Origin of the sequence: Ruegeria sp., assembly GCF_040830605.1 — a bacterium.
Lineage (GTDB): Bacteria > Pseudomonadota > Alphaproteobacteria > Rhodobacterales > Rhodobacteraceae > Ruegeria.
In genome coordinates this window covers 108,953-121,117 of record NZ_JBFOMD010000009.1, presented here as the reverse complement: position 1 = coordinate 121,117, position 12,165 = coordinate 108,953, and the positions used below count along the sequence as shown (strand labels likewise).

Sequence of the window (12,165 nt, the reverse complement as noted above, 5' to 3'; positions counted from 1 at the left end):
GTCGGTTTTGGCTCATGTGGCGGAATTATTACGCCTGCCGGATGACGGCCCGGATGTCCAGCGTTACCGCATCCCGGACCAGATCGCGATAGCCCGAGGCGCCGAAGGCGCGGCGGCTGATGGCGCCCCGCAAGCGGAAGCTGAGCTCGCTCAGGTCATCGGCGGCGCTGCCCCGGCGGCGGAACAGGCTGGCCTCAAGCACCACCGGTCTGGTGACATCGCGCACGGTCAGATCGCCGGTGATCCGGGCGCCGTCCGACAGCCGTCCACCGGGGCCGAGCTGAACGCGGGTCGAGGTAAAGCGGATGGTCGGAAAGCGCCTCGCGTCCAGCACGTCGGGTCCCAGCATCGCGGTGCGCGCAAAGACCAGATTGGTGCGCGCGCGGGCGACGTCCAGCGTCACATCCGCCCGGCTGCGCGTCAGGTTGGCAGTGTCGATCACGATATCGGCGGACCGGATCGGCATGGTGCCCTTCTGGGCGGAACCGGAAAGCGTAAAGAAAAACCCGACCGAAGACGCGCTTTGGTCCAGCCGGTACCGGACAGGGGCGGCCGACAGCGGCGCGGCCAAGGGCAGGGCGGCGAGGGACAACAGCAGCGCGCGGCGTCCGATCTGCGGGCACCCGGCTCCACTATCGATCTCCCGAGCGCTCATACCGTGACCCCGCTCCGCCGTGGGCGCGACCGTTTCAACAGCATCAGCATGATCGCGATGTTCAGGCCGTTCCAGACGATCCCGTTGACGAATGCCAACTGGTAATTGCCGGTCACATCGTAGATCCAGCCCGACATCCACCCGCCAAGCGCCATGCCCAGAATGGTCATCATCAGCACGAACCCCACCCGTGCACCGGCCTCGCGCGGGGGCATGTATTCCCGCACGACCAAAGCGTAACTGGGCACGATCCCGCCCTGCGCCAAACCAAACAACGCGCTGATGAAGTAGAGCGAAACCATGCCGTCATAAGGCAGGAACAGGAACAGGGCAGCACATTGCAGGGCCGATCCGGCCAGCAGGGTCCGCACCCCGCCGAACCGGTCGGCGACCAGCCCCGAGATCACACGGCTGACCACGCCGCCCAGCAGCATCAGCGACAACATCTCGGCGCCAACGGCCGGGCCATATCCCAGCCCGACGCAATAGGCCACGATGTGAACCTGCGGCATGGACATGGCCACGCAGCAGCCGATCCCGGCAAGACCCAGCAGATATTGCAGGGCGCGCGGCGAGAAGCCGGAACTCTGGGCGTTCAGCTGTGCTGCGACCTCGGCGGTTCCATGCGCCTCGGCCGGGATTTGCCGGCGCAGCAGCAGCGAGAGCGGGATGATGACGATCAGAGTGATGACGGCAAGCGTCAGATAGACCTGCTGCCAGCCTTCGCGGGCAAGTATCCCCGACAGCAGGATGGGCCAGATCGCGCCCGACAGGTAATTCCCGCTGGCCACCAGGGCCACGGCGATTCCGCGCCTGCGCATGAACCAGTGCGAGATATCGGCGATCAGCGGCCCAAACCCCACCGCCGTGCCAAGACCCAGCATCAGATGGGTTATCGACAGGGTCAGCATCGACGGGGCCAGGGTGGCCAGAACGTAACCTACCGCAGTCAGGGCGGCAGCGCCGATCAGCGCCCGGGTCACACCCAGCCGATCAACCAGTTGCCCCAGCCACATGTTGCCAAAGGCAAAGCCGATCATCGTCAGCGTATAAGGCATCGACGCCTCGGCCCGGCTGGCGCCAAACTGTGTTTCGATGGCGGGCATCACCACGATCACCGCCCACATGCCCACATTGGCCACGGTGGCGATGGCCAGCGTGATCAGCAACCTGAGCCAGGAATAGCGGCTGTCATGGATCGGGTGGGTCATGAGGGCACGCTAGTGAGCCGCTTGTGCTTTGACCAGTCACAAGTTTCTGAGGCCCTTTTGACCGGATGTGTCACCCCGCATCGGCGGTCTCCGCTACCCGCTCCAGCTCCAGCCCGGCGCGCGGGCGGGTCTGGGTGGCCTGCCACGTCACCGGGGGCAGGGCGCGGGCGCGGCGGCGGGTCAGGCTCCAGCGGCGCAGATCGCCCCGATGCGTTGGCGCCATGTGCCAGCGCGTCTCGATCCCCTGTGCGCCGCCCTCGCCGGGGGTCAGCAACAGCCCCAGCGGCGCCTGTCCCAAGGCACCGCCCTGTTCGGCGGCCAGATGCATCCGCCGCACCGGCGTCAGCCCCGGCGCACCGGGCAGATCGGCGACGATCAGCGGCACCGCACCGCTGCGCAGCGCCTCTTCCATGCACCACAGCAGATCCTCGGCCCGCGTCGGACGGATGAAAAGAAACCGCGCCGGGTCGGCAAAGGGCATCATCCCGTCCGGGTTCAGTTGATCGGCCTCCCATGCGGGCGAAATCCACAGGACCGGCCCTTCGGTCCGGCCCGCCAGCCACAGCGCAAAGCTGCGCCGCGCCGGGCCGCAGGCCTCATGCACGCGGGCCAGCGGCAGGGCGACGGCCGGGTGCGGGCAAAGCGCGGGCACATCGCGCGCGGGTTTGCGGCCAAGAAGGTGAGTCGACATGCAGGCAGCTTAGCATGTTCCACTTTTGTTCTCAATCGATGGATTACCCGATGATCGCTTGAGACCCCGCAGACCGTTTCAGCATATTGGTGGTTGCATAGCGCACGACGATAGTTAACCTTGATCAACATTATCATTGGTAGAAACCGGGCCTTCAGGCCCCGACAGAAATCGTTAAGTGTGTGTACAGACAGTTTAAAATAGATACACTTCATTCAAAAAATTCGGGAAACACAGTGGACACCCAACTCGCCACAACGATTATCGCGGATATTTCGGAAAGCACCCCGCTCTACCAGGCCATGGGCGATGACCAGGCGCAGCGGTTGATCCAGCTTGAGATCGACCGGCTCAGGGAGGTGATGCTTGACCATGGCGGCACGCCCGTGGGTCAGAAAGGCGATGACGTTCTCAGCTATTTCGACGATCACGACGCGGCCATTCACGCGGCTCTGAAAATGATCGAACAGCCGCCGGGCACCATGCTTTCGGTTCATGTGGGGGTGCATCGCGGCGCCATCGTTGTCGCGGAAAAGGGCATCTTTGGCGAGGCCGTGAACCTGACCGCCCGATTGGCCGCCGTGGCCAACCCCGGCGAGGCCTGCGTCAGCGAAGCCGTGGCCGCCATGGTGAAGCCCGGCCTCAGGCAATTGCTCAAACCCATCGGCGCGCTGCGTCTGAAGGGGATCAGCGATCCGCTCGAGGTTTTCTCATTGGTCCGCTCCGCCTCCGATCTGAGCACGCAGACACGTCTGCCGCTGCAATTCGGCGGCGGTGACGAGCAGGGATATCCAAGCGAAGCCCTGACGCTCGTCCTCAATCATGGCGGCCGTTCCTGGCGGTGCCGCGAGGGTGGTGAGCTGAAAATCGGCAGGTCATCGCAATGCGATGTGGTTCTGCCGCAGGCATGGGTGTCGCGGCTTCACGCTGTCCTGAGTCTGAAGGATGGCAAGCTGATGCTCGCCGACCGCAGCACCTCGGGAACCTATGTGCAGTTCGACGCGGGCCGGGAAATCCAGCTCAAGCGCGAGGCCGTCATGCTTGCGGACGGAGGCCTGATCTCACCGGCTTTGCCGATCCAACATGACGATGCGCAATTGCTGGAGTTCGAGATCCTGCGCCGCTGACATCGCATGACCTGCGCTGTCTGCGGTCAGCACCGAACATAGATGCGTGATCCGAAACTGGGCGGCGAGATTCCGATCAATTCTTTTCGGCCACCGGTCCATCCTGTTTGACCCATTCGCTGAAACCGCCTTCCAGATGCACGACCGGGCTCAGGCCCATCTCCTGCGCGGCCTTGGCGCTTAGGGCCGACCGCCAGGCGCTGGCGCAGTAGAACACATAGGTCTTGTCCTGATTGAACACCTCCTTGTGATAGGGGCTGTCCGGGTCGATCCAGAACTCCAGCATGCCGCGCGGGCAGGAAAAGGCGCCGGGGATCATGCCGGACCGCTGCAACTCGCGGATGTCGCGCAGGTCGACGAAGACATGGCCGGGGTCATCATACAGCGCCTTGGCCTCGGCCACGGGCAGGGTTTTGACCACCGAATTGGCCTCGGCCAGCAGGGCCTTGATCCCTTTGGTGATGGTTTGCGGCATCTGTCTGCTCCTTCTTGTCCGGCCCAAGGCTTGCCGAAATGCGGTGACGGCTCAAGAGGGGCTTGTTCCCCGGGGACAGCCCGCTAGGTTTGCGCTATTCGGAGCAAGAGGAATTTCAGCATGAAAATGAACCCGCTGGGCCGCACCGGCATGATGGTGTCGGAACTGTGCCTCGGCACGATGACCTTCGGCACCCAGACATCCGAGGCAGAGGCCCATGCACAGATGGACATGGCGCTGGCGGCCGGAGTGAACTTTGTCGACGGCGCCGAGATGTACCCGGTGAACCCGATCAGCCAGGAGACCGTCGGCCGCACCGAAGAGATCCTGGGCAACTGGAACGCCGCCAATCCGGGGCGGCGGGGGGAGTATATCCTGGCCACCAAGCATTCCGGCGCGGGGTTCATGTATGCCCGAAACGGCGCCCCGATTTCGGCGCAGACCATTCCGGAAGCGGTCGAAGGCTCGCTGCGGCGGCTCAGGACCGATCACATTGACCTCTACCAGTTCCACTGGCCGAACCGGGGCAGCTACATGTTCCGGCAGAACTGGTCTTACGACCCGTCCGGTCAGGACCGAGCCGTGACGCTGGCCAACATGGAGGAATGTCTGGAGGCGATGCAGCAACAGGTGGACAAGGGCAACATCCGCGCCTTTGGCGTCTCGAACGAAAGCGCATGGGGCACGGCGCAGTGGCTGCGGCTGGCCGAAGAGCGCGAATGGCCCCGCGTGGCATCTGTACAAAACGAATACTCACTGCTCTGCAGGTTGTACGATACGGACATGTCTGAGTTGAGCGTGAACGAAGACGTCGGCCTGATGGCCTTTTCACCACTGGCGGCGGGGTACCTGACCGGCAAATATCAGGGCGGCGCGGTGCCCGAAGGCTCGCGCATGTCGTTGGTGCCTCAGATGGGCGGACGCAAGTCGCCGCGCATTTCGGATGCGGTGGCAGCCTATCTGGAGATCGCCGCGCGCCATGGATTGAACCCGGTGCACATGGCGCTCGCGTGGTGCCGGACGCGGCCCTTCATGATATCGGCGATTTTCGGCGCGACAACGCTGGCACAGCTGGAGCATCTGCTGGGGGCGGTCGATGTAGAACTGACGAGCGATGTTGTGGCCGAAATTGACGCTGCACATCGGGCGCATCCGTTGCCTTACTGACGCCGGGATAGGGGGCTCTGCCCCCGCCGCCTGACGGCGACTCCCCCGGGATATTTTCAAACAGAAGAAGGGGTTAGTGCAGCGTCTGTTCCTGCCGAAGGTCGCGGGCCGAGAGGCCGTGGGCGGTGCGGAAGGCGCGGGCGAAGCTGGATTGTGAGGTAAAGCCGGTGGCCAGCGCCACATCCATCAGGGACATGTCGGTATCGGCGACCAGACGGCGGGCCTCGGCCAGGCGCAATTGCAGGTAGTGGTCCTGGGGTGTTGTGTTCAGGCGCAGGCGGAACTGCTGCTGCAGGGTGCGCGGGCTGGTGCCCAGCGTGTCGGCAATCTGGGTCAGCGGCAGGGGCTCGTCCAGCGCCGCCTCCATCAGTGCGTTGGCCTTGGCGGTCAGCGCGTTGTGGCGGTGCGGGGCGCCGGTGCGGCTTTGCGGTTTGGTTGGGGCAGGCGCGCCGTCGTAGAGGAAGAGGCCCGAGACACGCGCCGCGAACCTAGCGCCATGGCGGGCCGAGATGATGTGCAGCATCATCTCGATCGCGGGCATGGCGCCGCCCGAGGTCAGGCGGTTGCCAGAAATCGCAAATCGGTCGCGCAGAACCGTTACATCCGGAAAGCGACTTGAGAAGTTATCCAAATCTTCCCAGTGTGTTGTGGCGTTATGTTGATCCAGTAAGCCTGCCTCGGCCAGCAGCCACGGGCCGCCATCTATACCGGCCAACGCGGCGCCGGTGGCGGCGATGCGGCGTAGCCCGGCAAGTAGGCTGGGCGTGGCGTGGCGGGCCAATTGGAACCCGGCCACTACGATCAGTAAATCGCATTCCTCGAACCGAGCCAGCGGGACGCCGGGCACGGTTAGCCCACTGGTCAGCCAGGCGGGTTTGTCGGTAGCGGTCACGTAATCCCAGTCAAAGGCGGGCCGGTCGGCCAGCCGGTTGGCGGCGCGCATCGGGTCGACCGCTGCGGCAAAGCTGAGCGTGTTGCACTCGTCCAGTACCAGAACGCCCGTTTTCAGGGCGCGGTGTTCGGGCTGGAGGATGTTTTTTGCGGATTTCATCAAGTTCGATTCGCATATTGGCAAGTTGTTTCGCTAAGGCTGCGCCAGACTCGGGGCCAGACGCAAATCGGAATCCGGGGACAAGCCTGGGGATATCCCCGGGCGGAAGCCGGTAAAACTTGGGGAAAACACGATGCCTCTGGAAATGAACCGCGAAGTCTTCATCACCTGCGCCGTCACCGGCTCGGGCAGTACCCAGGATCGCAGCCCGCATGTGCCGCGCTCGCCCAAGCAGATCGCTGAGAGCGCGATTGCCGCGGCCAAGGCCGGCGCGGCGGTGGTGCATTGCCATGTGCGCGATCCGGAAACCGGTGCGCCCTCGCGGGATCTGCCCCTCTATCGCGAGGTGACCGACCGTATCCGCGATGCCGAGGTCGACGCGGTGCTGAACCTGACGGCGGGGATGGGCGGCGACATGGTCTTTGGCGGCATCGAGAACCCGCTGCCGCTGGCCGACGCGGGGACCGATCTGGTTGGTGCCGCTGAGCGGGTGGCGCATGTGGCTGAATGCCTGCCCGAGATCTGCACGCTCGATTGCGGCACCATGAACTTTGCCGAGGCTGACTACGTGATGACCAACACGCCCGGCGCCCTTCGGGCGATGGGGCAGATGATGACCGATCTGGGCGTGAAGCCCGAGATCGAGGCGTTTGACACCGGCCATCTGTGGTTTGCCAAGCAGTTGGTGAAAGAGGGAATTCTGGAGCAGAATGCTCTGGTGCAGCTCTGCATGGGCGTGCCGTGGGGGGCGCCGGACGATCTCAATACCTTCATGGCGATGGTGAACAATGTGCCGGACGACTGGACTTTTTCGGCGTTCTCGCTGGGGCGCAATGAGATGGCCTACGTGGCGGCCTCGGTTCTGGCGGGCGGCAATGTGCGTGTGGGGCTTGAGGACAACCTGTGGCTGGAAAAGGGCGTGCTGGCCGAGAACTGGCAGCTGGTCGAGCGCGCGGGCTCCATCATCGAGAATATGGGCGCGCGGGTGATCGGGCCGCAGGAGGTGCGGGAAAAGCTCGGGCTGACCAAGCGGGCGCCGGTGGGGGTGGCGGGCTGAAGCCCGCCCTACGGATGGATCGACCGACATGACCAAAACAGCAGCAATCATCGGTGGCGGCGTGATCGGCGGCGGCTGGGCCGCGCGGTTTCTGCTCAATGGATGGGATGTGCGGGTGTTTGACCCGGACCCCGAGGCGGAACGCAAGATCGGTGAGGTTCTGGATAATGCTTGCCGCTCGCTGCCGGGGTTGAGCGACGTGCCGCTGCCGCCCGAGGGCGCGCTGACGTTTCACGAAGATATGGCAGAGGCCGTGCAGGGGGCTATCTGGATTCAGGAAAGCGTGCCCGAGCGGCTGGACCTGAAGCTGAAGGTTTACAAAGGCTTGCAGGCGGCGTGTGACAAGCAGGCGATCATCGGGTCTTCGACCAGCGGCTTCAAACCCTCCGAGTTGCAGGAGGGCGCGCTGCGTCCTGAACAGATCGTGGTGACGCATCCGTTCAACCCGGTCTACCTGCTGCCTTTGATCGAGTTGGTGCCCACCGAGGCCAACCCGCCCGAACTGGTCGAACGGGCCAAGGAGGTGCTGAGCTCGGTTGGATTCTTCCCGCTGCATGTCAGGAAAGAGATCGACGCCCATATCGCCGACCGCTTCCTCGAAGCCGTCTGGCGCGAGGCGCTGTGGTTGGTCAAGGACGGCATCGCCACCACCGAGGAAATTGACGAGGCGATCCGTATGGGGTTCGGCATCCGCTGGGCGCAGATGGGCCTCTTTGAGACTTATCGCGTGGCAGGCGGCGAGGCGGGGATGCGGCATTTCATGGCGCAGTTCGGTCCGGCGTTGAAATGGCCGTGGACCAAGCTGATGGACGTGCCCGAGTTCACCGACGATCTGGTGGACATGATCGCCGATCAGTCCGACGCGCAATCGGGGATGCATTCGATCCGTGAATTGGAGCGCATCCGCGACAACAACCTTGTCGGCATGATGCGGGCGCTCAAGGCGCAGGACTATGGCGCGGGCGCGGTGCTGAACCGGCATGATGCGCGGCTGAAACCCGGGGCGCTGCCGACGCTGGATGAGGCCGACCTGAGCCAGCCAATCCTGACGCTGTCGCGCGCCGTGCCGCTGGATTGGACCGACTATAACGGCCACATGACCGAGTCGCGCTATCTCGATGCCTTCGCCTGTTCCACCGACCGGTTCATGGAGATCATCGGCTGTGATGCGGACTACATCGCCAGCGGACGAAGCTATTTCACTGCCGAAACCCATATCCGCCATCTGGATGAAACCCATGCAGGTGCAAAGATCGAGGTGCGGACCCAGCTGTTGCTGGGGCAGGGCAAGAAGCTGCATCTGTTCCACTCCATGTACGAGGGCGACAAGCTGTTGGCCACCGGCGAAAGCTTTCTTTTGCATGTCAGCCTCGAATCCCGACGGCCCTGTGCGCCGTCGGCGCAGATGGAGGCCGCGATGGCGCGGATTGCGCAAGCGCAGGCCAGTCTGCCTTACCCTGAGGGGGCGGGTAGCGCGATCCGCAAACCGGCATGAACAGCCGGGTTCTAATCACCGCCGGTGCCTCGGGTGTCGGCCGGGCCATGGCCGAGGCTTTCGATGCGGCGGGTGCTCAGGTCTGGGTGGCCGATATAGATGAGGCCGCGCTGGCCGCTTGTCCCGATGGCTGGCAGCGCTCCTGCTCGGATGTGTCCGACGAGGCGGCGGTGGCGGCGCTGTTTGCCGAGATTGAGGCCAAGTGGGGTGGGCTGGATGTGCTATGCGCCAATGCGGGCGTCGCGGGGCCAACTGCGCTGATCGAGGATGTGGCACTGGCCGACTGGCGTGCCTGTCTGGCGGTCAACCTTGAGGGGGCGTTCCTGTGCTCGAAATACGCGGCCCCGATGCTGAAACGGCAGGGCAGCGGCTGTGTGCTGATCACCTCTTCCACCGCCGGGCAATACGGTTATCCCAACCGCGCACCCTATGCGGCGGCGAAATGGGGCATGGTGGGGCTGGGCAAAACGCTCGCCATGGAGTTGGGGCCGCACGGGGTGCGTTGCAACGTGATCTGCCCCGGCGCGGTCGAGGGTCCGCGCATGGAAGGCGTGCTGGAACGCGAGGCGGCGGCCAAGGGCATGACCCGCGATCAGGTCTATGATGGTTACGCTTCGGGCACCTCGATGGGCCGCTTTGTCGAAGGCCGCGATATTGCCAACATGGCGGTATTCCTTGCCTCGGACGCGGCACGGCTGGTATCCGGGCAGGTGATTGCGGTGGACGGGCATACTGTGAACCCGGATCCCAAGATCTGAGTGTTCACGATCCGGCGCGAAAAATCCGGCCCGCGATCTTGGGGCCGGACTTCCCGTTCAATATCCCGGTTCAGGCCTGATTTGGTCCGCGAATCTGCCGGATGGCCCGGCGGACGGCCTCCCAATTCTGGGCCTCTTCCTTGTTTCCGGCGGCATCGTATTCGCGCATCTTCTGCGCGGCTTCGGCCTCGGCCTTGTCTCCATGCGCGGAATAGAGCGCACGGGCATATTCGGCAGTCCTGATTGCATCCATACGTCGAATCCTTCCTTTGTCTCGTGAGCGGTTGGATTGCCCGTTCGTTCAGGTGACCCCATTATAGGGCACGGCAGGCCGCACTGCACCCTGTGATTGCAAAAGCGCGTTTATTCGCCGCTAGCTGCCCGGTCACCCGGGTGTGGGGACAGGACCCGTGATCGCTGTTCGCAACTGGCGCAGATGGGTGGGCAGGTGGCGGGCGGTCAGGTCGGCCTCGCGCACCAGCGTGTCGAAATGGCGGGTGAAGATCTCGATCCGGTCGCGGTCGCGGAAGGCCATATAGTGGCTGCCGGCGTAGAAGACGCAGAGCAGGGGGCCGAAAATGGTGATCGGCGCGGAATAGAGCCGTTTCGCGTCGAACAGATAGATGCGCAGGCGCGGGTAGAGCTGTTCGCAAATCGTCAGCAGGTGGTCGATCTGCTCAAGCCGGACGTCAAGCGGAAGACCGTGATAATAGCCGGTCGCGTGGGCAAAACTGTGGATCTCATATAGCGGCATGGCGATTTCATAATCCGACTGCGCGCTGCGCATCCATGACAGCCGGTCCTCGGAGGCGCCGATGGCCTGATCCGCCGTCCGCCCCAGATGCGGCGCATATTCCCACTCCAACACCGCGCGGGTCTTGAGCATGTCGGGCAGGGTGGCCGGGACATAGCGGATCTTGTAGCCCGCAGCCTGCTGGTGCCACTCAAAGATGCGCTCATCGACCAGCGCCCGGGGCGCCTCGGTCATGGACAGGGACCCGGCCAGCAACTCGGCGGCGCTCTCGGGGCGATCCGAGAGGCTCAGCAGCCAGTCCGCCGATACGCCGAGCGCGGTGGCGCAGGCGCCGACCACATGGGCGTTGGGCAGCCGTGCGCCCTCATCGGTGAGAAGTTGCGAGATGGTCGACCTGTCCACTCCGATTCGACGGGCGAGGCCGCTCTGGCTGACCTTCGCCTCTTCCATTGCGCGCGCCAGACGCTGGCGGAATTGGGAAGCCCGGTCGCGTTTGTCCATTTTTTCATACATATGGTGATAAATATCACATTCGATGAATTTTGTTAATCATATTCAGAATTCTCTGCGCCGCGTCGATGGGTGACACTTCAGAGAAAGAAAACAAAAAATGGGTAACGGAATGGAGACGCGCCGAAGATCGGTCGTGAAGGCTGTGATCTGGAACATCATGGGGTTGGCTACGATGACACTGGTGGGGCTTGTCGCCACCGGGTCGGCGGCCGTGGGTGGCACGCTGGCCATCGTCAACACCGCCATCGGGCTGAGCATGTATATCCTTTATGAACGTGTCTGGGCCGGCGTCCGCTGGGGGCGCAATGTCTGAGCGCACGACCCAAGGCACCGGGCCCGAATGGGGCACGTTTTTCCTGATCCTCGCCTGCCATGCCGCCTGGCTGATCACCATCTTCTGGCTGGCGGAGTGGGGCCTGTGGCTGGCCATCCCGGTGATGGGGCTGGTCGCCGCGCTGCACTCCTCGCTCACGCATGAGGCGCTGCACGGCCATCCGTTCCGGACCAAGTGGATCAACGAGGCGCTGATGGGGCTGCCGTTGACGCTGTGCATTCCCTATAACCGTTTCCGTGACCTGCATCTGGCGCATCATCTGGATTCGAACCTGACCGATCCCTATGACGACCCGGAATCGAACTATCTGGACCCGGTGATCTGGAACGCGCTGCCGGGGTGGAAACGGTGGATCTATGGCGTGAACAACACGCTGCTGGGGCGGATGGTGCTGGGCCCCGCCATCGGGCAGATCGCGTTCTTTCGCGACGAATGGCAGGGTGCGATGCGGGGCGACCGGGCGATCTGGCTGGCCTGGGCGCTGCATCTGCCGGGGGTCGCGGTGGTGCTGTGGATCGCGGCCCTGTCGCCGATGCCGGTCTGGGCCTTTGTGCTCTCTTCCTATATCGGGCTGGGTCTGCTCAAAATCCGAACGTTTCTGGAGCATCGCGCCCATGATAAGGTGCGTGGCCGTACCGTGGTGATCGAGGATCGGGGGCCACTGGCTTTTCTGTTTCTGAACAACAACCTGCATGTTGTGCATCACATGCACCCGACCGCGCCTTGGTACCGGCTGCCGGTGCTCTACCGTGAGGGCAAGGAGCGGTATCTCGCCTGCAATGACAGCTACGTTTATCGCTCCTACGGCGAGATATTCCGGCGCTATTTCTGGCATGCCAAGGACCCGGTTCCGCATCCGCTCTGGCCTCAGCGCTGA

The 12,165-nt window shown here is 63.8% G+C and carries 14 protein-coding genes; 7 read left to right on the top strand and 7 right to left on the bottom strand.

Annotated elements, in window-relative coordinates; translation table 11 throughout:
- Positions 1 to 28: 28 nt before the first annotated feature.
- The 3 genes from AB3N21_RS14535 to AB3N21_RS14525 all read right to left on the bottom strand — a co-directional run bounded on the left by AB3N21_RS14535 (position 29) and on the right by AB3N21_RS14525 (position 2,557).
- A complete protein-coding gene (locus AB3N21_RS14535; RefSeq protein WP_367935887.1) occupies positions 29 to 655 on the bottom strand; it encodes a YceI family protein in 627 nt (208 codons plus the stop codon).
- Positions 652 to 1,866, bottom strand: coding sequence for a CynX/NimT family MFS transporter (locus AB3N21_RS14530; RefSeq protein ID WP_367935886.1), 1,215 nt, complete (start codon positions 1,864 to 1,866; stop codon positions 652 to 654). Before AB3N21_RS14530 ends, AB3N21_RS14535 begins: the two co-directional genes overlap by 4 nt.
- 70 nt (positions 1,867 to 1,936) lie before the next feature.
- Positions 1,937 to 2,557, bottom strand: coding sequence for an ImuA family protein (locus AB3N21_RS14525; protein ID WP_367935885.1), 621 nt, complete (start codon positions 2,555 to 2,557; stop codon positions 1,937 to 1,939).
- Between the two features lie 236 nt (positions 2,558 to 2,793).
- Between AB3N21_RS14525 and AB3N21_RS14520 the strand changes: the two genes are divergently transcribed.
- On the top strand, positions 2,794 to 3,684 hold the full coding sequence (locus AB3N21_RS14520) for an FHA domain-containing protein (RefSeq protein ID WP_367935884.1): 891 nt from the start codon (positions 2,794 to 2,796) through the stop codon (positions 3,682 to 3,684).
- A 76-nt stretch (positions 3,685 to 3,760) separates the two neighbouring features.
- Here the strand turns inward: AB3N21_RS14520 and AB3N21_RS14515 are convergent, their stop codons facing one another.
- Complete coding sequence (locus AB3N21_RS14515) at positions 3,761 to 4,159, bottom strand: rhodanese-like domain-containing protein (RefSeq protein WP_367935883.1); 399 nt, start codon at positions 4,157 to 4,159, stop codon at positions 3,761 to 3,763.
- Positions 4,160 to 4,279: 120 nt separating this feature from the next.
- On the opposite strand from AB3N21_RS14515, the gene AB3N21_RS14510 reads away from it, so the two are divergent.
- Positions 4,280 to 5,326, top strand: a complete 1,047-nt coding sequence (locus AB3N21_RS14510; protein ID WP_367935882.1) for an aldo/keto reductase — start codon at positions 4,280 to 4,282, stop codon at positions 5,324 to 5,326.
- Positions 5,327 to 5,399: 73 nt separating this feature from the next.
- Here the strand turns inward: AB3N21_RS14510 and AB3N21_RS14505 are convergent, their stop codons facing one another.
- Positions 5,400 to 6,377: a GlxA family transcriptional regulator gene (locus tag AB3N21_RS14505; RefSeq protein WP_367935881.1), complete on the bottom strand. Its 978-nt coding sequence runs from the start codon at positions 6,375 to 6,377 to the stop codon at positions 5,400 to 5,402.
- A gap of 133 nt (positions 6,378 to 6,510) precedes the next feature.
- On the opposite strand from AB3N21_RS14505, the gene AB3N21_RS14500 reads away from it, so the two are divergent.
- Genes AB3N21_RS14500 through AB3N21_RS14490 form a run of 3 tightly spaced genes read left to right on the top strand, consistent with a single transcriptional unit; the run spans position 6,511 to position 9,687 of the window.
- Positions 6,511 to 7,434: a 3-keto-5-aminohexanoate cleavage protein gene (locus tag AB3N21_RS14500; protein ID WP_367935880.1), complete on the top strand. Its 924-nt coding sequence runs from the start codon at positions 6,511 to 6,513 to the stop codon at positions 7,432 to 7,434.
- A gap of 28 nt (positions 7,435 to 7,462) precedes the next feature.
- Positions 7,463 to 8,929 (top strand): carnitine 3-dehydrogenase, encoded by a 1,467-nt coding sequence (locus AB3N21_RS14495; RefSeq protein WP_367935879.1) that lies wholly within the window; start codon positions 7,463 to 7,465, stop codon positions 8,927 to 8,929.
- Positions 8,926 to 9,687: an SDR family oxidoreductase gene (locus AB3N21_RS14490; protein WP_367935878.1), complete on the top strand. Its 762-nt coding sequence runs from the start codon at positions 8,926 to 8,928 to the stop codon at positions 9,685 to 9,687. The genes AB3N21_RS14495 and AB3N21_RS14490 overlap by 4 nt, the downstream gene beginning before the upstream one ends.
- A gap of 70 nt (positions 9,688 to 9,757) precedes the next feature.
- Here AB3N21_RS14490 and AB3N21_RS14485 read toward each other — a convergent pair whose 3' ends face one another.
- Positions 9,758 to 9,940: a hypothetical protein gene (locus AB3N21_RS14485; RefSeq protein WP_171174344.1), complete on the bottom strand. Its 183-nt coding sequence runs from the start codon at positions 9,938 to 9,940 to the stop codon at positions 9,758 to 9,760.
- 132 nt (positions 9,941 to 10,072) lie between these two features.
- Entirely contained in the window at positions 10,073 to 10,954 is an 882-nt protein-coding gene (locus AB3N21_RS14480) for a helix-turn-helix domain-containing protein (RefSeq protein WP_367935877.1), read from the bottom strand.
- 109 nt (positions 10,955 to 11,063) lie between these two features.
- On the opposite strand from AB3N21_RS14480, the gene AB3N21_RS14475 reads away from it, so the two are divergent.
- The gene (locus tag AB3N21_RS14475) at positions 11,064 to 11,267 is read left to right on the top strand and encodes a DUF2061 domain-containing protein (protein ID WP_367935876.1); all 204 of its coding nucleotides are present in this window, start codon (positions 11,064 to 11,066) and stop codon (positions 11,265 to 11,267) included.
- The gene (locus tag AB3N21_RS14470; protein ID WP_367935875.1) at positions 11,260 to 12,165 is read left to right on the top strand and encodes a fatty acid desaturase; all 906 of its coding nucleotides are present in this window, start codon (positions 11,260 to 11,262) and stop codon (positions 12,163 to 12,165) included. Before AB3N21_RS14475 ends, AB3N21_RS14470 begins: the two co-directional genes overlap by 8 nt.

What these genes read in the sequence shown, in the direction of transcription:
- AB3N21_RS14510 (WP_367935882.1), top strand. Translation starts at nt 4,280, where the DNA reads ATGAAAATGAACCCGCTGGGCCGCACCGGCATGATGGTGTCGGAACTG.
- AB3N21_RS14515 (WP_367935883.1), bottom strand. Translation starts at nt 4,159, where the DNA reads ATGCCGCAAACCATCACCAAAGGGATCAAGGCCCTGCTGGCCGAGGCC.
- AB3N21_RS14480 (WP_367935877.1), bottom strand. Translation starts at nt 10,954, where the DNA reads ATGTATGAAAAAATGGACAAACGCGACCGGGCTTCCCAATTCCGCCAG.
- AB3N21_RS14505 (WP_367935881.1), bottom strand. Translation starts at nt 6,377, where the DNA reads ATGAAATCCGCAAAAAACATCCTCCAGCCCGAACACCGCGCCCTGAAA.
- AB3N21_RS14475 (WP_367935876.1), top strand. Translation starts at nt 11,064, where the DNA reads ATGGAGACGCGCCGAAGATCGGTCGTGAAGGCTGTGATCTGGAACATC.
- AB3N21_RS14525 (WP_367935885.1), bottom strand. Translation starts at nt 2,557, where the DNA reads ATGTCGACTCACCTTCTTGGCCGCAAACCCGCGCGCGATGTGCCCGCG.
- AB3N21_RS14470 (WP_367935875.1), top strand. Translation starts at nt 11,260, where the DNA reads ATGTCTGAGCGCACGACCCAAGGCACCGGGCCCGAATGGGGCACGTTT.
- AB3N21_RS14530 (WP_367935886.1), bottom strand. Translation starts at nt 1,866, where the DNA reads ATGACCCACCCGATCCATGACAGCCGCTATTCCTGGCTCAGGTTGCTG.
- AB3N21_RS14495 (WP_367935879.1), top strand. Translation starts at nt 7,463, where the DNA reads ATGACCAAAACAGCAGCAATCATCGGTGGCGGCGTGATCGGCGGCGGC.
- AB3N21_RS14485 (WP_171174344.1), bottom strand. Translation starts at nt 9,940, where the DNA reads ATGGATGCAATCAGGACTGCCGAATATGCCCGTGCGCTCTATTCCGCG.
- AB3N21_RS14535 (WP_367935887.1), bottom strand. Translation starts at nt 655, where the DNA reads ATGAGCGCTCGGGAGATCGATAGTGGAGCCGGGTGCCCGCAGATCGGA.
- AB3N21_RS14490 (WP_367935878.1), top strand. Translation starts at nt 8,926, where the DNA reads ATGAACAGCCGGGTTCTAATCACCGCCGGTGCCTCGGGTGTCGGCCGG.
- AB3N21_RS14500 (WP_367935880.1), top strand. Translation starts at nt 6,511, where the DNA reads ATGCCTCTGGAAATGAACCGCGAAGTCTTCATCACCTGCGCCGTCACC.